We start from the raw sequence: 16228 nt of genomic DNA on the forward strand, positions 1-16228 counted from the left end.
TAGCAATTTTGGTCATTTTCCTTGTGTTTGTTCCATCTGGGAAGAAGTAAATATCTGAGCAGAGGTGGGTATTTTAGCGGGCCTGCCTCTGTTTTAGATTGATTATTTATTAAGTTATGAAACAAAATACTATTTCTATAGTAGGCAGGCTAGCTCTTTTCTTTCTGGCTAGCGTATCTTTTGGGGCCACGGCTTCATCAATATCTACTGCTCAACAGAGGAATTTCGATCCTCTTTCATATATTGAAAGTGGAGATGAGGTGCAGGTGGGTCCTCCCCGAGGGGCGGTGACGTGTTCTGTGACTATCATTTCCCAGCAGCGGGCCTTGACTGCCGGTCATTGTGGTGAAAGTGCGGATGAAGTGTATTCGAAGGGTAGGCGTATTGAAAGTATTGGTGAAAACTACTTGTGGAGTAACCAAGGGATAGATGTTTCAGAAATACTTCTTGATCCTCCGGTAGATTACGTTCTTCGGGCTGATAAAATTAGTGATAAAAGTATCGAAATACCTTCAGCTATTTTTGCAAAAACCTTTCTCGGAGGGAGAATTGATGGGGTTGTCAACGACAAGAACTTATATTGTGAGGCATTTTCCATCAATGGGAGAGAATATCAGGCGCGAACTCTAAAGGCTCAAATGACTTCAAAACCTGGGGATTCAGGCGCCCCTGTCTATAATCCTGCAGGAGAATTGGTGGCCCTCATTGAAGGCGGCAATGGGAAAGGGGATACTACTATCACGCCGCTTTCTTTCCTGGAGGAAAAACTCTCTGAAGACTCTTCTTCTAATGAGTGTAAAGGAAATGGTTAAATTACACAGCCTGTTTGCTAGGAGATTTTCCGCTTTATCTAACGACTAGTTGCAGCTGCTACGCAAAAGAGGAGGCGGAATCTGCTCAACGACTTCCTGCGCTAGCGACGAGTCGGATTTGGACGGTGTTGGTTGTTGCCGAGTGTATTTTGTTAGTCGGCGGACGTAGCGCCATCGGCAGATGCCTCAATACTAGTCCTTGTCCTAACATCGAGAAGTTTTAGAGTGCGTTAATTTTGTCGCTTTAGTCGAGGGCTTGTCGGTTTATTGATTGCTTGATTTCGCTGCTTCAACTTATAGAACCCTAGTCATCGTTCACCGGTGGCTCGGGATCTGCGTTTGTTGTTGTCATTCTAGAAGCGGGTGCCAGCGCAGCTCTCGGAAGCGGGCAAAGCCCTGATCTTGGCTCAGTAAGGTTGCTTCTTCTTCTATTACGGACGCGGCTATCCAGGCATCAGGGATGTCGCTGGCTTTAAGCTTGTGCAAGCGCACCAGTTCAGTGAAGGTTGTCCAGGTCCCTGGGCTGGAGCTCAAAAGAGTGCCCGTTTGGGGCCGCTAAAATGGTATTGAGTGCAGTCAGTGCTTGCTGGGCGGTTAGTGGTTTGTGGAATAGCTTGTGGTTGGTCATAACTCGAACAAGGCCCGTTGCCACAACATCCAGGAGCCCAATTGTTTCATGCCGATTCAGCGCACCACTTAACCACTGCTGAGCGGGTTTATGTTGTGGTGCTGCGGAGTGGAAGGTATAAACGAGAATGTTGACATCAGGAATGATCATCGAGCACCGCCCATACGGCTTCTTTGTCGCTGAGATCAACTAGAGCTGGTCCGCCGCAATCGAAGGAGGGGAGGTTTATCCTGGTGTGCATAGCTTTAGGGTAGAAAGCATCAAGTCATCAATCAATAGGTGCGATGATGCATCTTCCTTCTGGAAGCCGTGAATGGTTGACTGGTGTCTTAAGTCAGTGCGAGCGTCAGGATCGGTACTCCGATGGAGAATGCGAGCATGCCTAAGCAGTTGATCCAGAATGCGCTACCGAGGAAGTGGGCGCGGACATGGGCTGCTGCGGCCGCGCAGAAATAGGCGATGACTCCAATCATGGCTGTGATTCCTACGCCGGGGAACCAGAGGCCGGCAATGAGTCCTACGGCGGCGAGGCACTTGATGACAATGAGCGCCCACCACCAGTCCTTGGGGAGTTTGACGCCGCTGAGGCAGGCTTCGATGAAGGGGACTGGTTTGAGGGAGAGGGCGGCGTCGCCAAGCAGAATGGCTGCTAGTAGAAGGGAGGGCCAGGCTGGGGAAGATTCTAGGATCATTGGGTTACTCCGAATGCGGTGTTGAGGCGTTCGATCGATGAGGCGGCTTGGGATGTGAGGTGCTCGGTGTCGTAGATTCCGGCGGCCCAGCCGATGAGTAAGCCGAGGTAGACGTTGTACAGCAGGTCGGCGTACTCGGCCGCATCGGCGCTGCTGAGCCTGGTGCCGAGTCGCAGGGTGATTTCATCGGTCAGGAGCGTTTTGAGTGCGGTGAGCGCTTCGCCTTGATTGCCTTGTTGGATGAGTGCCGCGCCGAACGCACGAGAGAGTTCTTCGTGTCCGGTGAACATCTGGAGGAATGGCTTGAGGACGTCGAGGAGGCTATCGGATTGCCCCCGAATCTCGTCGTGGAGCTCTGAAATGTGTTGGCCAATGGTGCGGATGAGCAGAGTTTGTTTGTCGCCGACTCCCATGACGGTTCCCACGCTGACGCCAGCCTCTGATGCGATGCTCCGGATGCTGGTGGTGGCGTAACCCTGAGTGAGGAAGAGGCCATAGGCGGTGGCCAGGACCTTGCTGTCGGTGCCAGCTTTGGCGGCCGAGCGCGATGAATGAACGTGTTCAGTGAACATGTTCAAAAGGGTAGCTGTTGATGGTTTCGGGGTCAATGACGTCGAAGTGTTGACAGTTGGCGCTAGGCCAGTGCGGGGAAGACGCGGTTACGCAACAGATGCGCAAGTTCGCGGTCGGGTGCTGCCGGGTTGACCCAGGCGGTGTCGCCGATTTCGGCGGCGGCGTGGGGTTCGTCGGCGGTGACGGTGCGGGTGCAGGTGAAGATGGTGCCGACGACGACCTCGCCCGGTTCGTTGGCTGCGGGGGCGTCGAAGGTGCCGAGTTCGTCGAGACTCTCGGCGTCGAGGGTGAGGCCTACTTCTTCGGCGACTTCGCGCAGGGCGGCGTCGACAAGCGCTTCGCCCTTCTCAGGCTTGCCGCCGGGCAGTTGGTACTTCGTGGAGGATTTCTTGCGCACGGTGAGCACGTGGCCTTGCGGGTTGCGGATGACGACGGCTGCGACTTCAATCATGGCCGCCGATTGTAGTGGGGTAGTGAAAGTACTAGAAAAATTTTGTTTATCACTACAAGTTGGCGGGGTGCGGGGCAAGGGTTTTGTTTCAGCAAACCATATCAATCGTTAATTGTTAATCATGGAAATTACTTTATTGGTTTCGGCAGGTTAGAGACTTGGAGCTTCAGCGGGTACACTCCCTTCAGTGCGCCAAAGTTGGAAGATTTTTATCAGAGATGTAGCCAGGCTTGGCCGCGTCCCTAGGGCGTGGATCATCCTCATCGGACTCATCATCACCCCCGCGTTGTATTCATGGGTGAACATCGCGGCTTTTCGTGATCCTTATGGCCATACCAACAACATCAAGGTAGCCGTGGTCAACGAGGATAAGGGTGCTAACAACGAGCTGACGGGGAAGATAGATGTCGGCAGCGAGGTCATCGAGAAACTGAAAAAGAATGACCAGCTAGGCTGGCAATTCCTTGAGCGCGACGAAGCCGAGAAAGCCCTTTTAGAGGGAGACGTGTATGCCTCGGTGACGATTCCTGAGGACTTCAGCGAGAACCTCGTGAGCATGCTCGACGGGAAGTTCACGCAGCCCCAGCTGGTTTACCGCGTCAACGAGAAGAACAACGCCATCGCCGTGAAGATCACGGATACCGGTGCCAAAGGTCTGGACAAGCAGATCACGGCGGCCTTCAAGGAGCAGGTGGCCACCGTCGCGGCGGAGAACGTCAAGGACACCGGTACTGACTTCGAGCGAAAAGTCACGCGCGCGATGAATAACACGAGCTCCGCGTTCGGGGAGACCGCGCAGGAGATTGACGGCAACCGTGAGAACCTCGCGCGGATCCAGGGAAAGCTTGATGCCGCTGCTGATTCCACGTTGGGCGCCAAGTCCACGGTGGCTGATGTGAGCACCGCGCTGGGCGACGCCCAAACAGCCCTCGCCGAGGTCTCCTCCCTCGTCGAGCAGGCCCAAGGGGGCATCGGTGACTTCACCGATAAAACCACCGGTGCCTTCGTCAGTGGTGCAAGCGCGGTGGCGGACGGTACTGCCCAGGCGCAGGAATCCATCGCGGATGTCACCGCTGGCCTTAACCAGGCCGGTGACCGCTTCGATTACGCCACGCAGCGGGCCAACACCGCCATTGATGCGAGCGCAGAATCGATTGCGCAGCTTAAAGCCCTGCGCGATTCCGCAACGCTTTCACCGCAGGTGGCCAAGGAAATCGATGACGCCATCCAGCGCCTCGATGAGGGCAATGAATCCAACCGCCAATTGGTGGGGAACCTCAATGCGCTGAGCAAGGATACCCAGGCCGCGGCGGACAACGTGCAGGCTAGCGCGGAGGCCATCAACCAAGCAGCGGCAGATACCAAGGCCACGTCGCAGACGCTGCGCGATACCGTGACCACCGCTGTGCCCGAAATCAACCGTGCCATGAGCAATCTGAGCTCCATGGCGAGTGCTTTGAGCTCCACCCTGGAAGCGCAGAAGGGAACCATGCAGGAGGCCAATGGTCTCCTGGACGGCGTGGCCCAGCAGCTGCGGGCCACGAAGGACACCTTGTCCGATTTCGATACCAACCTCCTGGCCCTCCAGGACAGTTTGAGCGCTATGCAGGGCGATGTAGGTTCGCTGCGTGCCGCGATGAACTCCAAAGTGGTTCAAGACGTCACCGGGCTGGACGCGGAAGAAATCGGTAAATTCTTTGCCGAGCCCATCGAGCTGAAGACCGAAACCGTGTACCCGGTGGACAGCTACGGCTCCGCCATGGCGGCGCTGTTTACCAACTTGTCGCTGTGGATCGGTGCCTTCGTCCTCATGGTGATCTTCCGCGTCGAAGTGGATAAAGAAGGATTCCACCGCATCACGGTGGGCCAGGCTTACTTGGGCCGCTTCCTCCTCATGGCCCTGATGGTCATCGTCCAGGCCATCACCGTGACCGTCGGTGATCTGCTCATCGGCGTACAGACTGTAAACGCGCCTGCCTTCATCCTGACGGGCGTGCTCGTGGGTTTGGCCTACTTGAGCATTATCTATGGGTTGTCGACGTCGCTGGGTCACCTCGGCCGCGGCCTCTGCGTGGTCTTTGCCATCATTCAGATTCCAGGTGCGTCGGGCCTGTACCCGATTGAGCTGCTGCCCAGCTTCTTCCACACCATTTACCCATTGCTGCCCTTCACCTACGGCATCGACGCCATGCGCGAAACCATCGGCGGGTTCTACGGCAACCACTACTTCAAGAACATGAGCGTGCTCGCCTTCATGTTCATTCTCTTCTTTGTCTTCGGCCTTCTACTGCGCAAGGCGTTGGCGCACTTCAACGTCATCTTCAACCGCGAGCTGAAGGACACCGAGCTCTTCGACTATGAAAACGTGCAGGTTGTGGGCTCCGGCTACCGCATCGCGGACGTCATCCAGGCGCTGGATAGCCGCAGTGGCCTCAAGAGGGATTTGGACCGCCGCGCTCATAACTGGGGCTACTGGCTCAAGCTGGTGGCCATCGCGGGCGTTGTCGGCGCGGTCATCCTCATTGTTGTCTCGGGCCTCTTGCCCGACCAGAAGCCGTTGCTCTTGGGCATTTGGACGGCGTGGTGCTTCCTTATTATTGTCGCCGCGGTCACCCTGGAATACCTGCGCATTAGCCTGAAGCAGTCCGCGGAGCTCGTGACGCTGGATGAAGATGACATCAAACACCCGGCTCGCGCCGGCGCGGATTCCACGGAGGGGGATAATTAATGCGTGGAACACTCGATCTTTTCCTCAATGACATGCGCACCGCATGCCGCAACGTGATGAGCGCGGTGATGCTCGTGGGTCTCGTCGTCATTCCGATGCTGTTCACGTGGTTTAACGTGTTGGCTAGCTGGGATCCCTTTGATAACACCAGCCAGCTCAAGGTGGCGGTGGCCAGCAAGGACACCGGCTATGAGAGCGATCTGTTGCCGGTGCCCATCAACGTCGGCGATCAAGTACTCAATGAGCTGCGCGCGAACGAGCAGCTGGATTGGGTTGTGACCACCTCCGATGAGGCGATTGAAGGTACCAAGTCCGGTGAGTATTACGCAGCCATCGTGCTTCCGGAAGATTTCAGTACCGACATGATGAACTTCTACACGGATGGTTCCCAGCCCGCGGATTTGTCCTTCTACATGAATGAGAAGAAGAACGCGCTGGCTCCGAAGATCACTGGCCAAGGTGCAGAGGGTGTGTCGGCCCAGGTTGCCGAGGCTTTCACGACGACGGTCGGTGACGTGTCCTTCGATCTGGTCACTTCGCTCTCGGACTTCTTGAGCAAAGGCGATACCAAGGCTGTGTTGGACCGGATGCAGGCGCGCGCGGATGGCGTGCAGACTCAGCTGGATATGGCTGCCCGTACCGCGCGTTCCCTCGCTGGCCTCGTGGATACTGCGGTTCCGCTCATGGAAAGCGCCCAGCGCATTGCGGACTCGGCGGACCTGGAGCTTCCGGAGATTCAGTCCTCCTCGCTCAACGTTTCCACGGATGCGCTGCAGCAATCGCTCGATGCCACCAGCGCTAGTTATGATGTGGTGCGCCAACGCATTGATGCGCTTTACGACGACGCCTCCGCCTCCCGCGCCGACCGCGTCGCCGCGCTCAATACCTTGGCCGGCCAGGTGGAAGGCACCATTGCGCAATACCAGAACCTGCACGGCCACATCGAGGCCCTGCCGCTTCCTGCCGGGGATAAAGAGAAGGCGCTCAGCCGTATCGAGGAGGCCATCGACGCGCAGCGCACTCTCCACGCGCGACTTACAGCAGCCGCGAACGCTCCCGAGCCCACGAAGCCGGATCTCTCCAGCATCGACAATGCCAAGAAGGCAGTGGAGGGAATCTCCACCTCCGGTCTGCGTGAATCCCTGCGCGCGCTGCAGGACTCCCTGGGCCAGGTGAGCGCGGATCTGGATACCGCGAAGACTCCCGTCACGATTGATTCCTCTTCCTTGACGGATGCTCGGGATGCGGTACAGAAGCTCGCCTCTGGCCTGCAGGATAAGGCCAACAAGTTCGGCGACCTGCGGAAGGATATCGACTCCGCTGCGGCATCCGGGGATCTGAAGAAGCTGGCGGACCTCATCGGTTCCGATCCGGATGCTCTGGCGCACGCGATTGCGGCTCCGGTGGACGTCGACAGGCAAGCGGTCTACCCAGTCAAGAGCTTTGGTGCCGGCATGACACCCATGTACACGGCGCTGGCCCTGTGGGTCGGCGCGCTGCTGACTGCGGTGAGCGTGCGCACCGACGTGGTGGACAAGGACACGTACTCGCCGATGCAGCGCTTCTTCGGCCGCTTTGGAATGTTCGTCGCGGTTGGTCTCATGCAGTCGACGATGCTCATCTTGGGCCTCATCTTCTTCGTGGGCATCGAGCCCGCGCACCCGATTCTCATGCTGCTGGCAGGCTGGGTTAGCTCGCTCATCTTTATGCTGATTTGCTACACCTTCGTGGTCTCCTTCGCCAACGCAGGCAAAGCCTTGGCGGTGCTCATGCTGGTGGTCCAAGTATCGTCGTCGGGCGGTGCCTACCCCTTGCAGGTGCTCCCGGACTGGTTCCAGAACATTAGCCCGTGGCTGCCGGCGACCTATACCATCCGTGCTTTCCGCGCGGCCATCGCCGGAACTTACCACGGTGATTACTGGCTCTCCCTGTTCGCCCTCTTGCTCTTTGCCGTACCGATGCTCATTCTGGGCGTGGTCTTCCACAAGCCGCTGGAGAAGTTCACCAACGGCTGGGTGGAGACCTTGGACAAGACCAAGCTGATGTAGCGGTTACTTCGCGGTGCCTTCGGGGTTATCGATTGTGATGATTCACATAATAAAATCGCAATATTCAAGGCTGAGGGGAGTGTCCATCGGAGGTAAATGGCAGTAAGCTGAAGCGCTGTGAAACGCGGTCATTTCCTGGGCCCGGCTCGGCTCACCGCCGTGGGCTTTATCCTGCTCATCCTCGTGGGAACGCTGCTGCTGATGCTGCCGATTTCCGCCAACGTTCCGCAGTGGACACCGTTCCTGCCGGCGCTGTTTACGGCTACCTCGGCGGTCTCTTTGACGGGCCTCGTGGTGGAGGACACCGGCACCTATTGGACGCCCTTCGGCCAAGCGGTCATCATCGCGCTCATCCAGCTGGGCGGCCTCGGCATTATGAGCCTGGCATCGCTGTCAGGCATGCTTCTGACCGGTCGCATCAGTTTCAAAGCCCGCCGGATCATGGCGGCAGAAGGTCGTGCTGTGGCTTCCGGAGGCATTCGGCATGCCCTGCTGCTCACCCTGATGATGACTCTGATCTGTGAGGCCATCGTCGCTGTGTTTATCGGCGTGCGCCTAGCCACCGAACACGGCGTGGCACCAGGGCGCGCGGTGTGGGAAGGTATCTTCCACGCCATTTCGGCCTTCAATAACGCTGGGTTTAGTACCTATTCAGACAGCGTCATTTCCTTCGCCGCCGATGGCTGGATTTTGATTCCTCTCGCCTTCGCCCTGATTGTCGGTGGCCTGGGCTATCCCATGTTGGCGGAGTTCGTGCGACGGGCCCGTGCACGGCTAACGCGCTGGCGCGGCGGCACGCCCCGCATTCACCGCATGTCCATGACCGCCCGGATGACGCTGGGCGCCACCGCGTTCTTGTTGCTGGGTGGCACCGTGGTCTTCTTCCTCTCCGAGGGTTCCGGTGTGCTGCATGGGATGCCGCTGGGCCAGAAGCTGATCAACGCCTTCTTCATGAGCGCTTCGCCCCGAACGGCCGGTTTCAACGCCATCGACTACGGGGAAGCGCACCCGTTGACGCTGATGGTTACGGACATCTTGATGTTCATCGGCGGCGGCTCCGCCGGTACGGCGGGTGGCATCAAGGTGACGACCGCATGCGTTCTGGGCGCGGCGATGATTTCTGAATTCTTGGGCCGGGAGGACACTTCCATCGGGCACCGGCGCCTGCCGCTGTCTACCTTCCGTCAGGCCCTCGCGCTGACGGCCGCCGGAATGATCGTCGTTGCCGTAGGCGTGGCGACGCTGCGCATCTGGGACCCCGAGTTCACCGCGGACCAGGTCACTTTCGAAGTCATGTCTGCCTTCGCCACCGTGGGTTTGTCCACGGGCATTACCGCAAGTTTGTCCGCACCATCGCAGCTCATGCTGTGTCTCATCATGTACGTTGGCCGCGTAGGCCCCACCACTTTCGTGGCGGCACTGGCCGCCCGGACCATCAGCCTGCGCTACCGCTACCCAGAAGAAAGGCCGTTCATTGGCTAACATGTTCAGCGCCCTGCGGCGCGAGAAGACGTCCATCAATATTCCACCGGTCGTCGTCATTGGTATGGGGCGGTTCGGTTCTTCCCTGGCCCGCGAGCTGATGGAGCATGGCGTGGAGGTCCTCGGCATCGATGCTGAGGAGAAGCACGTGCGCGAACACGCCGCGTACCTCACCGAAGCGGTGACCGCGGATACCACCGACGCCGAGGCCCTCCGCCAGCTGGGCGTTGATGAAGTGGAACGCGTGGTCGTGGCCATCGGCTCCGATCTGGAAGATTCCATCCTCACCGCCTCGAACTTGGTGGAACTGGGAGTAGGCGATATCTGGGCCAAGGCAGATTCGGATGCGCACGCCCGTATCCTGCGCCAATTGGGAGTGCACCACGTGATCCGCCCAGAGCGCGATACGGGCCGCCGCGTGGCGCATCTGTTGGGCGGGCGCTTCGAGGACTTTGCGGAGATCGCCACCGACTATGGTGTGACGGCGATGACCCCGCCGGCGTCGATAAGCAAGCGTCCGCTCAACCTGCACCAGGTGTGGGAAGAGCACAACGTTCAGCTCATCTCACGCTGTGAGGGGCCTGGCCAGTGGCGCCCGCTTGTCGACGGCACCGAGCTCACCCACCGCGACCTCATCGTCGTCGCCGGTAGCCCCGCGGATCTGGAGGCCTTCTCGCAGTCCTAGTCGGCGCGCTCTGGGCGCCTCGCACTGTGGAGTGAGGAGCGGGGCGCTACAGTAGCGCCTATGAGGAAGGCACGTTTCCCGCGCTCGGTGTATGGAACAGGGGAGGAACCCGACCCGCGCTTCAGCATGGCTAATGAGCGCACGTTCCTGGCGTGGATCCGCACGTCCTTGGCCTTTATCGCCGGTGGTGTGGCCCTGGAGACCTTCGAGCTACCTCTGAACACCACGCTGACTCGCGTCGTCTCCATCATCATGCTGATCGTGGCCATCATCCTGCCGGCGGTGGCGTGGTTTCACTGGGGTGCCTCGGAGCGCGCGATGCGCCATGGGCGTCCGCTCCCGGCTAGCCCGGCGTTGGCGTTGATTGTTGGTGTGGTGATCATCATCGGCCTGATGATTCTGGTGGGCGAGCTGCTAGCGTGAGCGAGCTTTTTGATCCCGGCCTCCAACCCGAGCGCACCCGCTTAGCCTGGCAGCGCACGGGTCTAGCCGGCCTCATCGCGGGTTTGCTGGTCGTTCGTTCCGTGGCGCCATGGGCGGCTCTGATTGTAGGGGTAGTGGTGGCCGTGGTGCTGTGGTTGGCCACCGCCAAGCTCCGCCATGTTGACGAGATCCTGGCCCGGGCCGAATCACCTGCCCTGCCCGGAGCTTCGGCGCTCGCCGCCGTTGCGCTGGGAACGATGCTTCTCGGCGCGGTTGCTTTCTTCGCGCTGTGGTAGCGCAAACCCCCAGACCTCGATCCCGAAACTCCCGGGTGGGTGGTGGGGCGTCGGCAAGCGCTTGGCGACGCCCACCTGCAGGTTGCGGGTTTCAGGTCTGGGGATCTAGCGGAAGTTTCGGGGGCCCGCAGCTAAGTGCCGTGCGATGGTGTTGATGAAGTCTTCTGGAGCTTCGCGCAATTCTTGGGGAGAGAAACGTAAGACGACAAAGCCCTGGTTGAGGAGTGCCTTTTGGCGTTGGTGCTCGGCCCGAATCACCTCATCCAGCTCGTTCTCGTATTTCACGTTGCCGTCGATCTCAATGAGGAGCCAGTCATTGATCGCGAGGTCGGCGTAGTACTGATTGACTCGGTATTGGGCGCGCAGGCTGCGAACCGCCGGAAGGTCCGCGTCAAGGATGAGCGCCCGCGCGTAGGACTCCCAGGGAGATTCGGAGCTGTTGACGCTATGTTCCACGGCCCGGCGTGCATCCGCGACTCCTTTCACGCGGCCCATGTCGCCGAGTACCCAGTTGAGAGTGTCCTTTGATACCCGTCGTGACCTTACGTAGTCTGCGGCGACGAGTCCTTCGACGAATCCATCGAATCGTGCGATATCAATCGCCGTACGCGCGAGAGAAGTGACCCGGATGCCGTGGACTTCTGTGACTTGATTGTTGAGTTTCGTTTGCTTGTAGCGGAAGTATTGGCGCTTGGATTTTTGGGGAACGGAGTTGGAGGGGACTGTCGCGAAATACTCGCTCGGCGTTGTGAGCGTAGGGATGCCGTGGATGCGAGCCGCCGCTTTGCCCAGGAGAGTTGCCCGCGGTGCGGCACGCGCATGGGCATAGACCTCTGCGGTTTCTCGCTCCCAGGGTTTCAAGTGCAGCCATCGGTGCAGGGGAATGGCATAGCACCACGCGAGCTTATGGAATTTCCTCGCGTGAATTTTGCCCCATCGGGGGTCGTCGTTGGTGAGCGTGCGCAGATCGACTATGTGGGTGTCTATGTAGTGAAAGATGCCTAGGTTGTTCATGGCTTACTTGTAGCGCATTGGCGTGGATCGCGCGCGGCGAGCGGTACGCAGCGCTAAACTCCCAGACCTCGATCCCGAAACTCCCGGGTGGGTGGTGGGGCGTCGGCAAGCGCTTGGCGACGCCCACCTGCAGGTTGCGGGATCGAGGTCTGGGGATCTACGGAGGCGGGGGAATTGAGTAAGGAATGCCCACACATTGGTGAGCATTCTTTGCAGCTAATCTGCAAAAGATTTTGCTAACAGGGGTGAATCTTCGGCTTGAGTGGGGGTAATGGGGCGAAAGTGTTTGTTGGCTGTCTGTGGTCTCGATAGCCTGAACGTGTAGGCCCATTCAGTGATTTCAATAACTCTCTCAGCTGAATGGGGGCTGGTTAACCAGGAAAAGGAGGGGGCAGATGACTACCCCGCAAACTCACGTCTCAACTTCGCACACGGAGGGCGAGGACGACCGCGGCGTCGATACGCGCGAATGGCGCCGCATGGCCATTGGCCTCATCCTCGGTCTCGTTTTGGCCGCTCTTGTGTGGTTTCTCTTTCCCAGCAACGCCGTGGAAACGGTGTTGCAATCACCCGGCGCTAAGGAAGACGCCGAATACACCCAGGGTGCGCTGCGCGCCGTAGCCGCCGTGACGATTCTCATGGGTGTGTGGTGGATGACGGAGGCCATCCCGCTGGCCGCCACCGCGCTTTTGCCGCTGGTCATCTTCCCGCTGGCCGGTGTGGGCAGCATCAAGGATGTGGGTGCGCCCTATGCCTCGTCTACGATTTTCTTGTTCATGGGTGGCTTCCTCATCGCGTTGGCGCTGCAGCGCTGGAACTTGCACCGCCGCATGGCGCTGTTCGTGGTCAAGGTTGTAGGTACCTCGCCTAAGCAGCTGATCCTCGGCTTCATGCTGGCCACCGGCTTCTTGTCTATGTGGGTGTCCAACACCGCTACCGCAGTGGTCATGCTGCCGATTGGTATTTCGGTGCTTTCGCTGACTGCCGACGCCGTCGGTGGCATGGCTAACCAGAAGAAGTTTGCCACTGCGCTCATGCTCGGTATCGCGTATTCGGCGTCGATTGGCTCGCTGGGCACGCTCATCGGCACCCCGCCGAACACCCTGCTGATGGGCTACATGAAGGAAACTCACGGCATCGTCCTCGGCTTTGGCAAGTGGATGATGGTGGGCATGCCGCTGGCATTCATCTTCCTGTTTATTGCCTGGTTCATGCTGGTTACCGTGTTCAAGCCGGAGATGGACAAGATTCCAGGCGGCCGCGAGCTCATTGATTCCGAGATTGAAAAGCTTGGCCCATGGACCGGCCCGCAGGTCATGACGGGCATCATCTTCCTCGGTGCCGCCTTGGCCTGGGTGATCATTCCCTTCTTTGTGAGCAAGGAATCCAACTACGATGACGCAATCGTGGGCATTGCCGCTGGTTTGCTGCTGTTTACCATCCCGGCCGACACGAAGACTGGCGTGCGCCTGCTGGATTGGAAGACTGCGAGCGAAATGCCGTGGGATGTGCTCCTGCTCTTCGGTGGTGGCCTGTCCCTGTCTTCGATGTTCAACAAGTCCGGTTTGTCTCTGTGGATTGGTGAGATGGCCAAGGGGTTGGGCAGCCTGCCCATCATCCTGCTGATCGCTTCGGTGGCCCTGCTCGTGCTCTTCCTGACGGAGATCACCTCCAACACCGCAACTGCGGCGACCTTCCTGCCGATTATGGGCGGTGTGGCCGTGGGTATCGGCCTGACCGAGAATGGCGACATCAACGTCCTGCTGCTCACCATCCCAGTGGCGCTGGCCGCAACCTGTGCCTTCATGCTGCCGGTGGCGACCCCACCGAACGCGATTGCCTACGGTTCTGGTTACGTCAAGATTGGCGACATGATCAAGGGCGGTATTGGCCTCAACCTGATTGGCTGCGTGCTCATTACCATCACTGTCTACCTGCTTGCCGTTCCGGTCTTTGGGTTGGTCCTGTAGCCCTCAATTAATGAAAAACGTTATCATTACGGGATGGCTACACCCGTTACCGTGCTGTCCGGATTTTTAGGCAGCGGAAAGACCACCCTTCTCAACCACCTGCTTGCTAACCGTGAGGGGCGCAAGCTGGCGGTTGTTGTCAATGACTTTTCCGAAGTCAACATCGACGCCGCCCTCGTCGCCGGCGAGGGCCATCTTGAGCGCGGCGAGGACCGTTTCGTCGAACTCTCCAACGGCTGCATTTGCTGCACGTTGCGCGAGGACTTGATTGAGTCCGTCAGCAAGCTGGCTCGTTCCGGCCGCTTCGATCAGATTGTCATCGAGTCCACCGGCATCTCTGAGCCCATGCCCGTTGCCGCCACTTTCGAGTGGGAGTTCGGGGACGGCACCACGCTTGCCGACGTCGCCCCTATCGACACCATGGTCTCCCTCGTGGACGCCTCTACGTTCCTTTCTCAATTGCGCCGCGGCCGCAGCCTGGTCTCCGAGAATATCGAGGCCACGCCTGACGACGACCGCACCATCGCCGATCTCTTCGTGGATCAAGTCGAGTTCGCCGATCTCATCCTCATCACCAAGACGGACCTGGTGGAGGCCGCCGAAACCGAGCGCGTCATCGCCACCGTGCGTGCCATGAACCCCCGCGCCCGCGTCGTGCCGGTGACCAACGGGGTCATCGATCCCGCGCTGGTTCTCGACGCCCACCTTTACGACGCCGCCACCGCCGCGACCTACCACGGCTACGCCGAGGAGCTGGCGAACCCGCACGCCCCCGAAACCGAAGAGTATGGCATCTCTTCGGTGGTCTTCCGCGCTGACCGTCCTTTCAACCGCGAGCGCCTGCTCAAGGCCTTGCGTGCCAGCACAGGCCTGGTGCGCTCGAAGGGCTATTGCTGGATTGATACCGATCTGCGCGTGGCCCACGCCTGGCAACAGGCTGGTCCCAACCTGCAGATCATGCCGGCCTCCTTGTGGGCTGCCAACGGCGTCACTCCCGGCACAGAACTAGTGCTCATTGGCATCGACTTCGACCACGAGTCCACGCTTCAGTCCTTCCGTGACGCCGTGCTTTCCGACGCCGAAGTGGCCGCCCTCGTCTAGCCCCTTCTTAAGGTGAACACGGGGTGAATTTCTATGCTCATTTCTTGGGTTGAAAACATGCATTGACATCGGGATTTGTTAGTTTTCTGGAGTGTGGGTATAGTTATTCCTCGTTGCACAGCAGAGCACACACGCTCCGGCGTTAAGCACTGCGAACCAACGGACTGCGCCCGTAGCTCAACGGATAGAGCATCTGACTACGGATCAGAAGGTTGGGGGTTCGAATCCCTCCGGGCGCACCAAATCTCAGCCGCCTTCGGGCGGCTTTTCTCGTTTTCTACTCCGCGGGTTGGGCAAACCCGGTAGTGTTCTGAAATATGATCAAAGCGATTCTCACCGCCATTCTGCTATTCATCTCCTCGCTGTTTTCTAACGCGGGCTCCTCGGAGCTGGCGGGGAGCTCGGAGGCGTGGGGGCTAAACGTCGCCCAGCACGGCATCATCACGGACGCACCCGGGGGACTAGTCGAAGCAAACGATGAGCAGATGGAACATATCACTGCTTTCAGGTGGGAGTCTGAGGCGAGCCCAGAGGACTTCTCCCTGAATTTCCAGAACCAGACGGCGTGGCTGCCCTGTAACGGCGGTGACTTCACCTTGGTTGATGGCGGCGTGGAGCTCAGCATGTTGACGGATAAGGCCTGCCCTAGAGGAAAAGTCGACCTTCCCTTCATCATGTTCCTGTCCGAACCGGCGAAGGTGAAGGTGGACCCCGATGCCTCCGCAACCCCTGAGCGCATTTACCTCGTGCGGGATGGAAAGGCCATTGCGCTTAGCCGCTGAGACGCATATCGCGCAGCGCTGAGTGAAACGCAGAGCTGACAACAAACAGAAATGAGAAGACCGGCCAGAGCCAATGGTTGGTCGGTTGGGAGGGATACAATGATGCCCATGATTCAAGCGATTCTCTCCGCTATCCTGCTTTTCATTTCCTCCCTCTTTTCTTTTGCTGGCTCCTCGGAGCTGCCGGGGAGCTCGGGCATAGCGGAAGTTGGATCCTCGCAGCGCAACATTGTTACTGGCGTGCCCGCAGGCCTAGTCACCGCCAATGCGCAGCAGATGGAGTTCGTGGTGAATTCCGAGTGGGAGTCCGCGCAGCAGCCGGATTCCTTTCGCGTGAACTTTAGGGATCGGGTCGTGCAGTTCTCCTGCGATATCCTCAGTTTCCACTTTGAGAGCAGCGGAGATGGTCAGCTAGAAATCACTCGGGATTTGAGGTTGGACAAAATCTGCTTTGGCTCGCAACCTGACGGGGCCATCATGAAACTTCTTGCAAGTCCAGTAACGGTGATGGTGGACCCCGATGCCTCCGCAACCCCTGAGCGC

16 protein-coding genes and 1 tRNA gene are annotated in these 16228 nt (G+C 58.8%); 12 read left to right on the forward strand and 5 right to left on the reverse strand.

Annotated features, from left to right (window positions below; all coding sequences use genetic code 11):
* Positions 1-116: 116 nt before the first annotated feature.
* A complete protein-coding gene (locus tag HMPREF2932_RS13390) occupies positions 117-812 on the forward strand; it encodes a chymotrypsin family serine protease (RefSeq protein ID WP_141756289.1) in 696 nt (231 codons plus the stop codon).
* 496 nt (positions 813-1308) lie between these two features.
* On the opposite strand, the gene HMPREF2932_RS13560 is transcribed toward HMPREF2932_RS13390, so the two are convergent.
* The 4 genes from HMPREF2932_RS13560 to HMPREF2932_RS06030 all read right to left on the reverse strand — a co-directional run bounded on the left by HMPREF2932_RS13560 (position 1309) and on the right by HMPREF2932_RS06030 (position 3156).
* Positions 1309-1590, reverse strand: coding sequence for a PIN domain-containing protein (locus HMPREF2932_RS13560; protein ID WP_070510735.1), 282 nt, complete (start codon positions 1588-1590; stop codon positions 1309-1311).
* A gap of 179 nt (positions 1591-1769) precedes the next feature.
* Positions 1770-2132 carry a DoxX family protein gene (locus HMPREF2932_RS06020; RefSeq protein WP_049157746.1) on the reverse strand — a complete coding sequence of 121 codons (363 nt, stop codon included), beginning with the start codon at positions 2130-2132 and terminating at the stop codon, positions 1770-1772.
* Positions 2129-2704, reverse strand: a complete 576-nt coding sequence (locus HMPREF2932_RS06025; protein ID WP_071409812.1) for a TetR/AcrR family transcriptional regulator — start codon at positions 2702-2704, stop codon at positions 2129-2131. Before HMPREF2932_RS06025 ends, HMPREF2932_RS06020 begins: the two co-directional genes overlap by 4 nt.
* Before the next feature lie 62 nt (positions 2705-2766).
* A complete protein-coding gene (locus tag HMPREF2932_RS06030) occupies positions 2767-3156 on the reverse strand; it encodes an NUDIX hydrolase (protein WP_071409813.1) in 390 nt (129 codons plus the stop codon).
* A gap of 187 nt (positions 3157-3343) precedes the next feature.
* Here HMPREF2932_RS06030 and HMPREF2932_RS06035 point away from each other — a divergent pair, with 187 nt between their 5' ends.
* The 6 genes from HMPREF2932_RS06035 to HMPREF2932_RS06060 all read left to right on the forward strand — a co-directional run bounded on the left by HMPREF2932_RS06035 (position 3344) and on the right by HMPREF2932_RS06060 (position 10818).
* On the forward strand, positions 3344-5884 hold the full coding sequence (locus tag HMPREF2932_RS06035) for a YhgE/Pip domain-containing protein (protein ID WP_071409814.1): 2541 nt from the start codon (positions 3344-3346) through the stop codon (positions 5882-5884).
* Positions 5884-7932, forward strand: a complete 2049-nt coding sequence (locus tag HMPREF2932_RS06040) for a YhgE/Pip domain-containing protein (RefSeq protein WP_071409815.1) — start codon at positions 5884-5886, stop codon at positions 7930-7932. Before HMPREF2932_RS06035 ends, HMPREF2932_RS06040 begins: the two co-directional genes overlap by 1 nt.
* 117 nt (positions 7933-8049) lie before the next feature.
* Entirely contained in the window at positions 8050-9414 is a 1365-nt protein-coding gene (locus HMPREF2932_RS06045) for a TrkH family potassium uptake protein (RefSeq protein ID WP_071409816.1), read from the forward strand.
* 1 nt (position 9415) lies between these two features.
* On the forward strand, positions 9416-10099 hold the full coding sequence (locus HMPREF2932_RS06050) for a potassium channel family protein (RefSeq protein ID WP_070510746.1): 684 nt from the start codon (positions 9416-9418) through the stop codon (positions 10097-10099).
* 60 nt (positions 10100-10159) lie between these two features.
* Positions 10160-10522 (forward strand): YidH family protein, encoded by a 363-nt coding sequence (locus HMPREF2932_RS06055; protein WP_070546129.1) that lies wholly within the window; start codon positions 10160-10162, stop codon positions 10520-10522.
* On the forward strand, positions 10519-10818 hold the full coding sequence (locus HMPREF2932_RS06060; RefSeq protein ID WP_071409817.1) for a DUF202 domain-containing protein: 300 nt from the start codon (positions 10519-10521) through the stop codon (positions 10816-10818). The genes HMPREF2932_RS06055 and HMPREF2932_RS06060 overlap by 4 nt, the downstream gene beginning before the upstream one ends.
* A 105-nt stretch (positions 10819-10923) precedes the next feature.
* Here the strand turns inward: HMPREF2932_RS06060 and HMPREF2932_RS06065 are convergent, their stop codons facing one another.
* Entirely contained in the window at positions 10924-11832 is a 909-nt protein-coding gene (locus tag HMPREF2932_RS06065) for a DUF559 domain-containing protein (protein WP_046648864.1), read from the reverse strand.
* 395 nt (positions 11833-12227) lie between these two features.
* Here HMPREF2932_RS06065 and HMPREF2932_RS06070 point away from each other — a divergent pair, with 395 nt between their 5' ends.
* The 5 genes from HMPREF2932_RS06070 to HMPREF2932_RS06090 all read left to right on the forward strand — a co-directional run.
* Entirely contained in the window at positions 12228-13802 is a 1575-nt protein-coding gene (locus HMPREF2932_RS06070) for an SLC13 family permease (RefSeq protein WP_071409818.1), read from the forward strand.
* A gap of 33 nt (positions 13803-13835) precedes the next feature.
* Positions 13836-14903, forward strand: coding sequence for a GTP-binding protein (locus tag HMPREF2932_RS06075; protein ID WP_071409819.1), 1068 nt, complete (start codon positions 13836-13838; stop codon positions 14901-14903).
* Positions 14904-15069: 166 nt separating this feature from the next.
* Positions 15070-15145: transfer RNA gene (locus HMPREF2932_RS06080), tRNA-Arg, on the forward strand.
* Between the two features lie 75 nt (positions 15146-15220).
* Complete coding sequence (locus HMPREF2932_RS06085) at positions 15221-15685, forward strand: hypothetical protein (protein ID WP_071409820.1); 465 nt, start codon at positions 15221-15223, stop codon at positions 15683-15685.
* Positions 15686-15793: 108 nt separating this feature from the next.
* On the forward strand, positions 15794-16228 hold a 435-nt coding region (locus tag HMPREF2932_RS06090; RefSeq protein WP_071409843.1), incomplete at its 3' end, for a hypothetical protein.

Source organism: Corynebacterium sp. HMSC074H12, from assembly GCF_001813755.1.
Taxonomy (GTDB): domain Bacteria; phylum Actinomycetota; class Actinomycetes; order Mycobacteriales; family Mycobacteriaceae; genus Corynebacterium; species Corynebacterium hiratae.

What these genes read in the sequence shown, in the direction of transcription:
- HMPREF2932_RS06020 (WP_049157746.1), bottom strand. Translation starts at nt 2,132, where the DNA reads ATGATCCTAGAATCTTCCCCAGCCTGGCCCTCCCTTCTACTAGCAGCC.
- HMPREF2932_RS06050 (WP_070510746.1), top strand. Translation starts at nt 9,416, where the DNA reads ATGTTCAGCGCCCTGCGGCGCGAGAAGACGTCCATCAATATTCCACCG.
- HMPREF2932_RS06055 (WP_070546129.1), top strand. Translation starts at nt 10,160, where the DNA reads ATGAGGAAGGCACGTTTCCCGCGCTCGGTGTATGGAACAGGGGAGGAA.
- HMPREF2932_RS06065 (WP_046648864.1), bottom strand. Translation starts at nt 11,832, where the DNA reads ATGAACAACCTAGGCATCTTTCACTACATAGACACCCACATAGTCGAT.
- HMPREF2932_RS13560 (WP_070510735.1), bottom strand. Translation starts at nt 1,590, where the DNA reads ATGATCATTCCTGATGTCAACATTCTCGTTTATACCTTCCACTCCGCA.
- HMPREF2932_RS06085 (WP_071409820.1), top strand. Translation starts at nt 15,221, where the DNA reads ATGATCAAAGCGATTCTCACCGCCATTCTGCTATTCATCTCCTCGCTG.
- HMPREF2932_RS06075 (WP_071409819.1), top strand. Translation starts at nt 13,836, where the DNA reads ATGGCTACACCCGTTACCGTGCTGTCCGGATTTTTAGGCAGCGGAAAG.
- HMPREF2932_RS06070 (WP_071409818.1), top strand. Translation starts at nt 12,228, where the DNA reads ATGACTACCCCGCAAACTCACGTCTCAACTTCGCACACGGAGGGCGAG.
- HMPREF2932_RS06025 (WP_071409812.1), bottom strand. Translation starts at nt 2,704, where the DNA reads ATGTTCACTGAACACGTTCATTCATCGCGCTCGGCCGCCAAAGCTGGC.
- HMPREF2932_RS06030 (WP_071409813.1), bottom strand. Translation starts at nt 3,156, where the DNA reads ATGATTGAAGTCGCAGCCGTCGTCATCCGCAACCCGCAAGGCCACGTG.
- HMPREF2932_RS13390 (WP_141756289.1), top strand. Translation starts at nt 117, where the DNA reads ATGAAACAAAATACTATTTCTATAGTAGGCAGGCTAGCTCTTTTCTTT.
- HMPREF2932_RS06040 (WP_071409815.1), top strand. Translation starts at nt 5,884, where the DNA reads ATGCGTGGAACACTCGATCTTTTCCTCAATGACATGCGCACCGCATGC.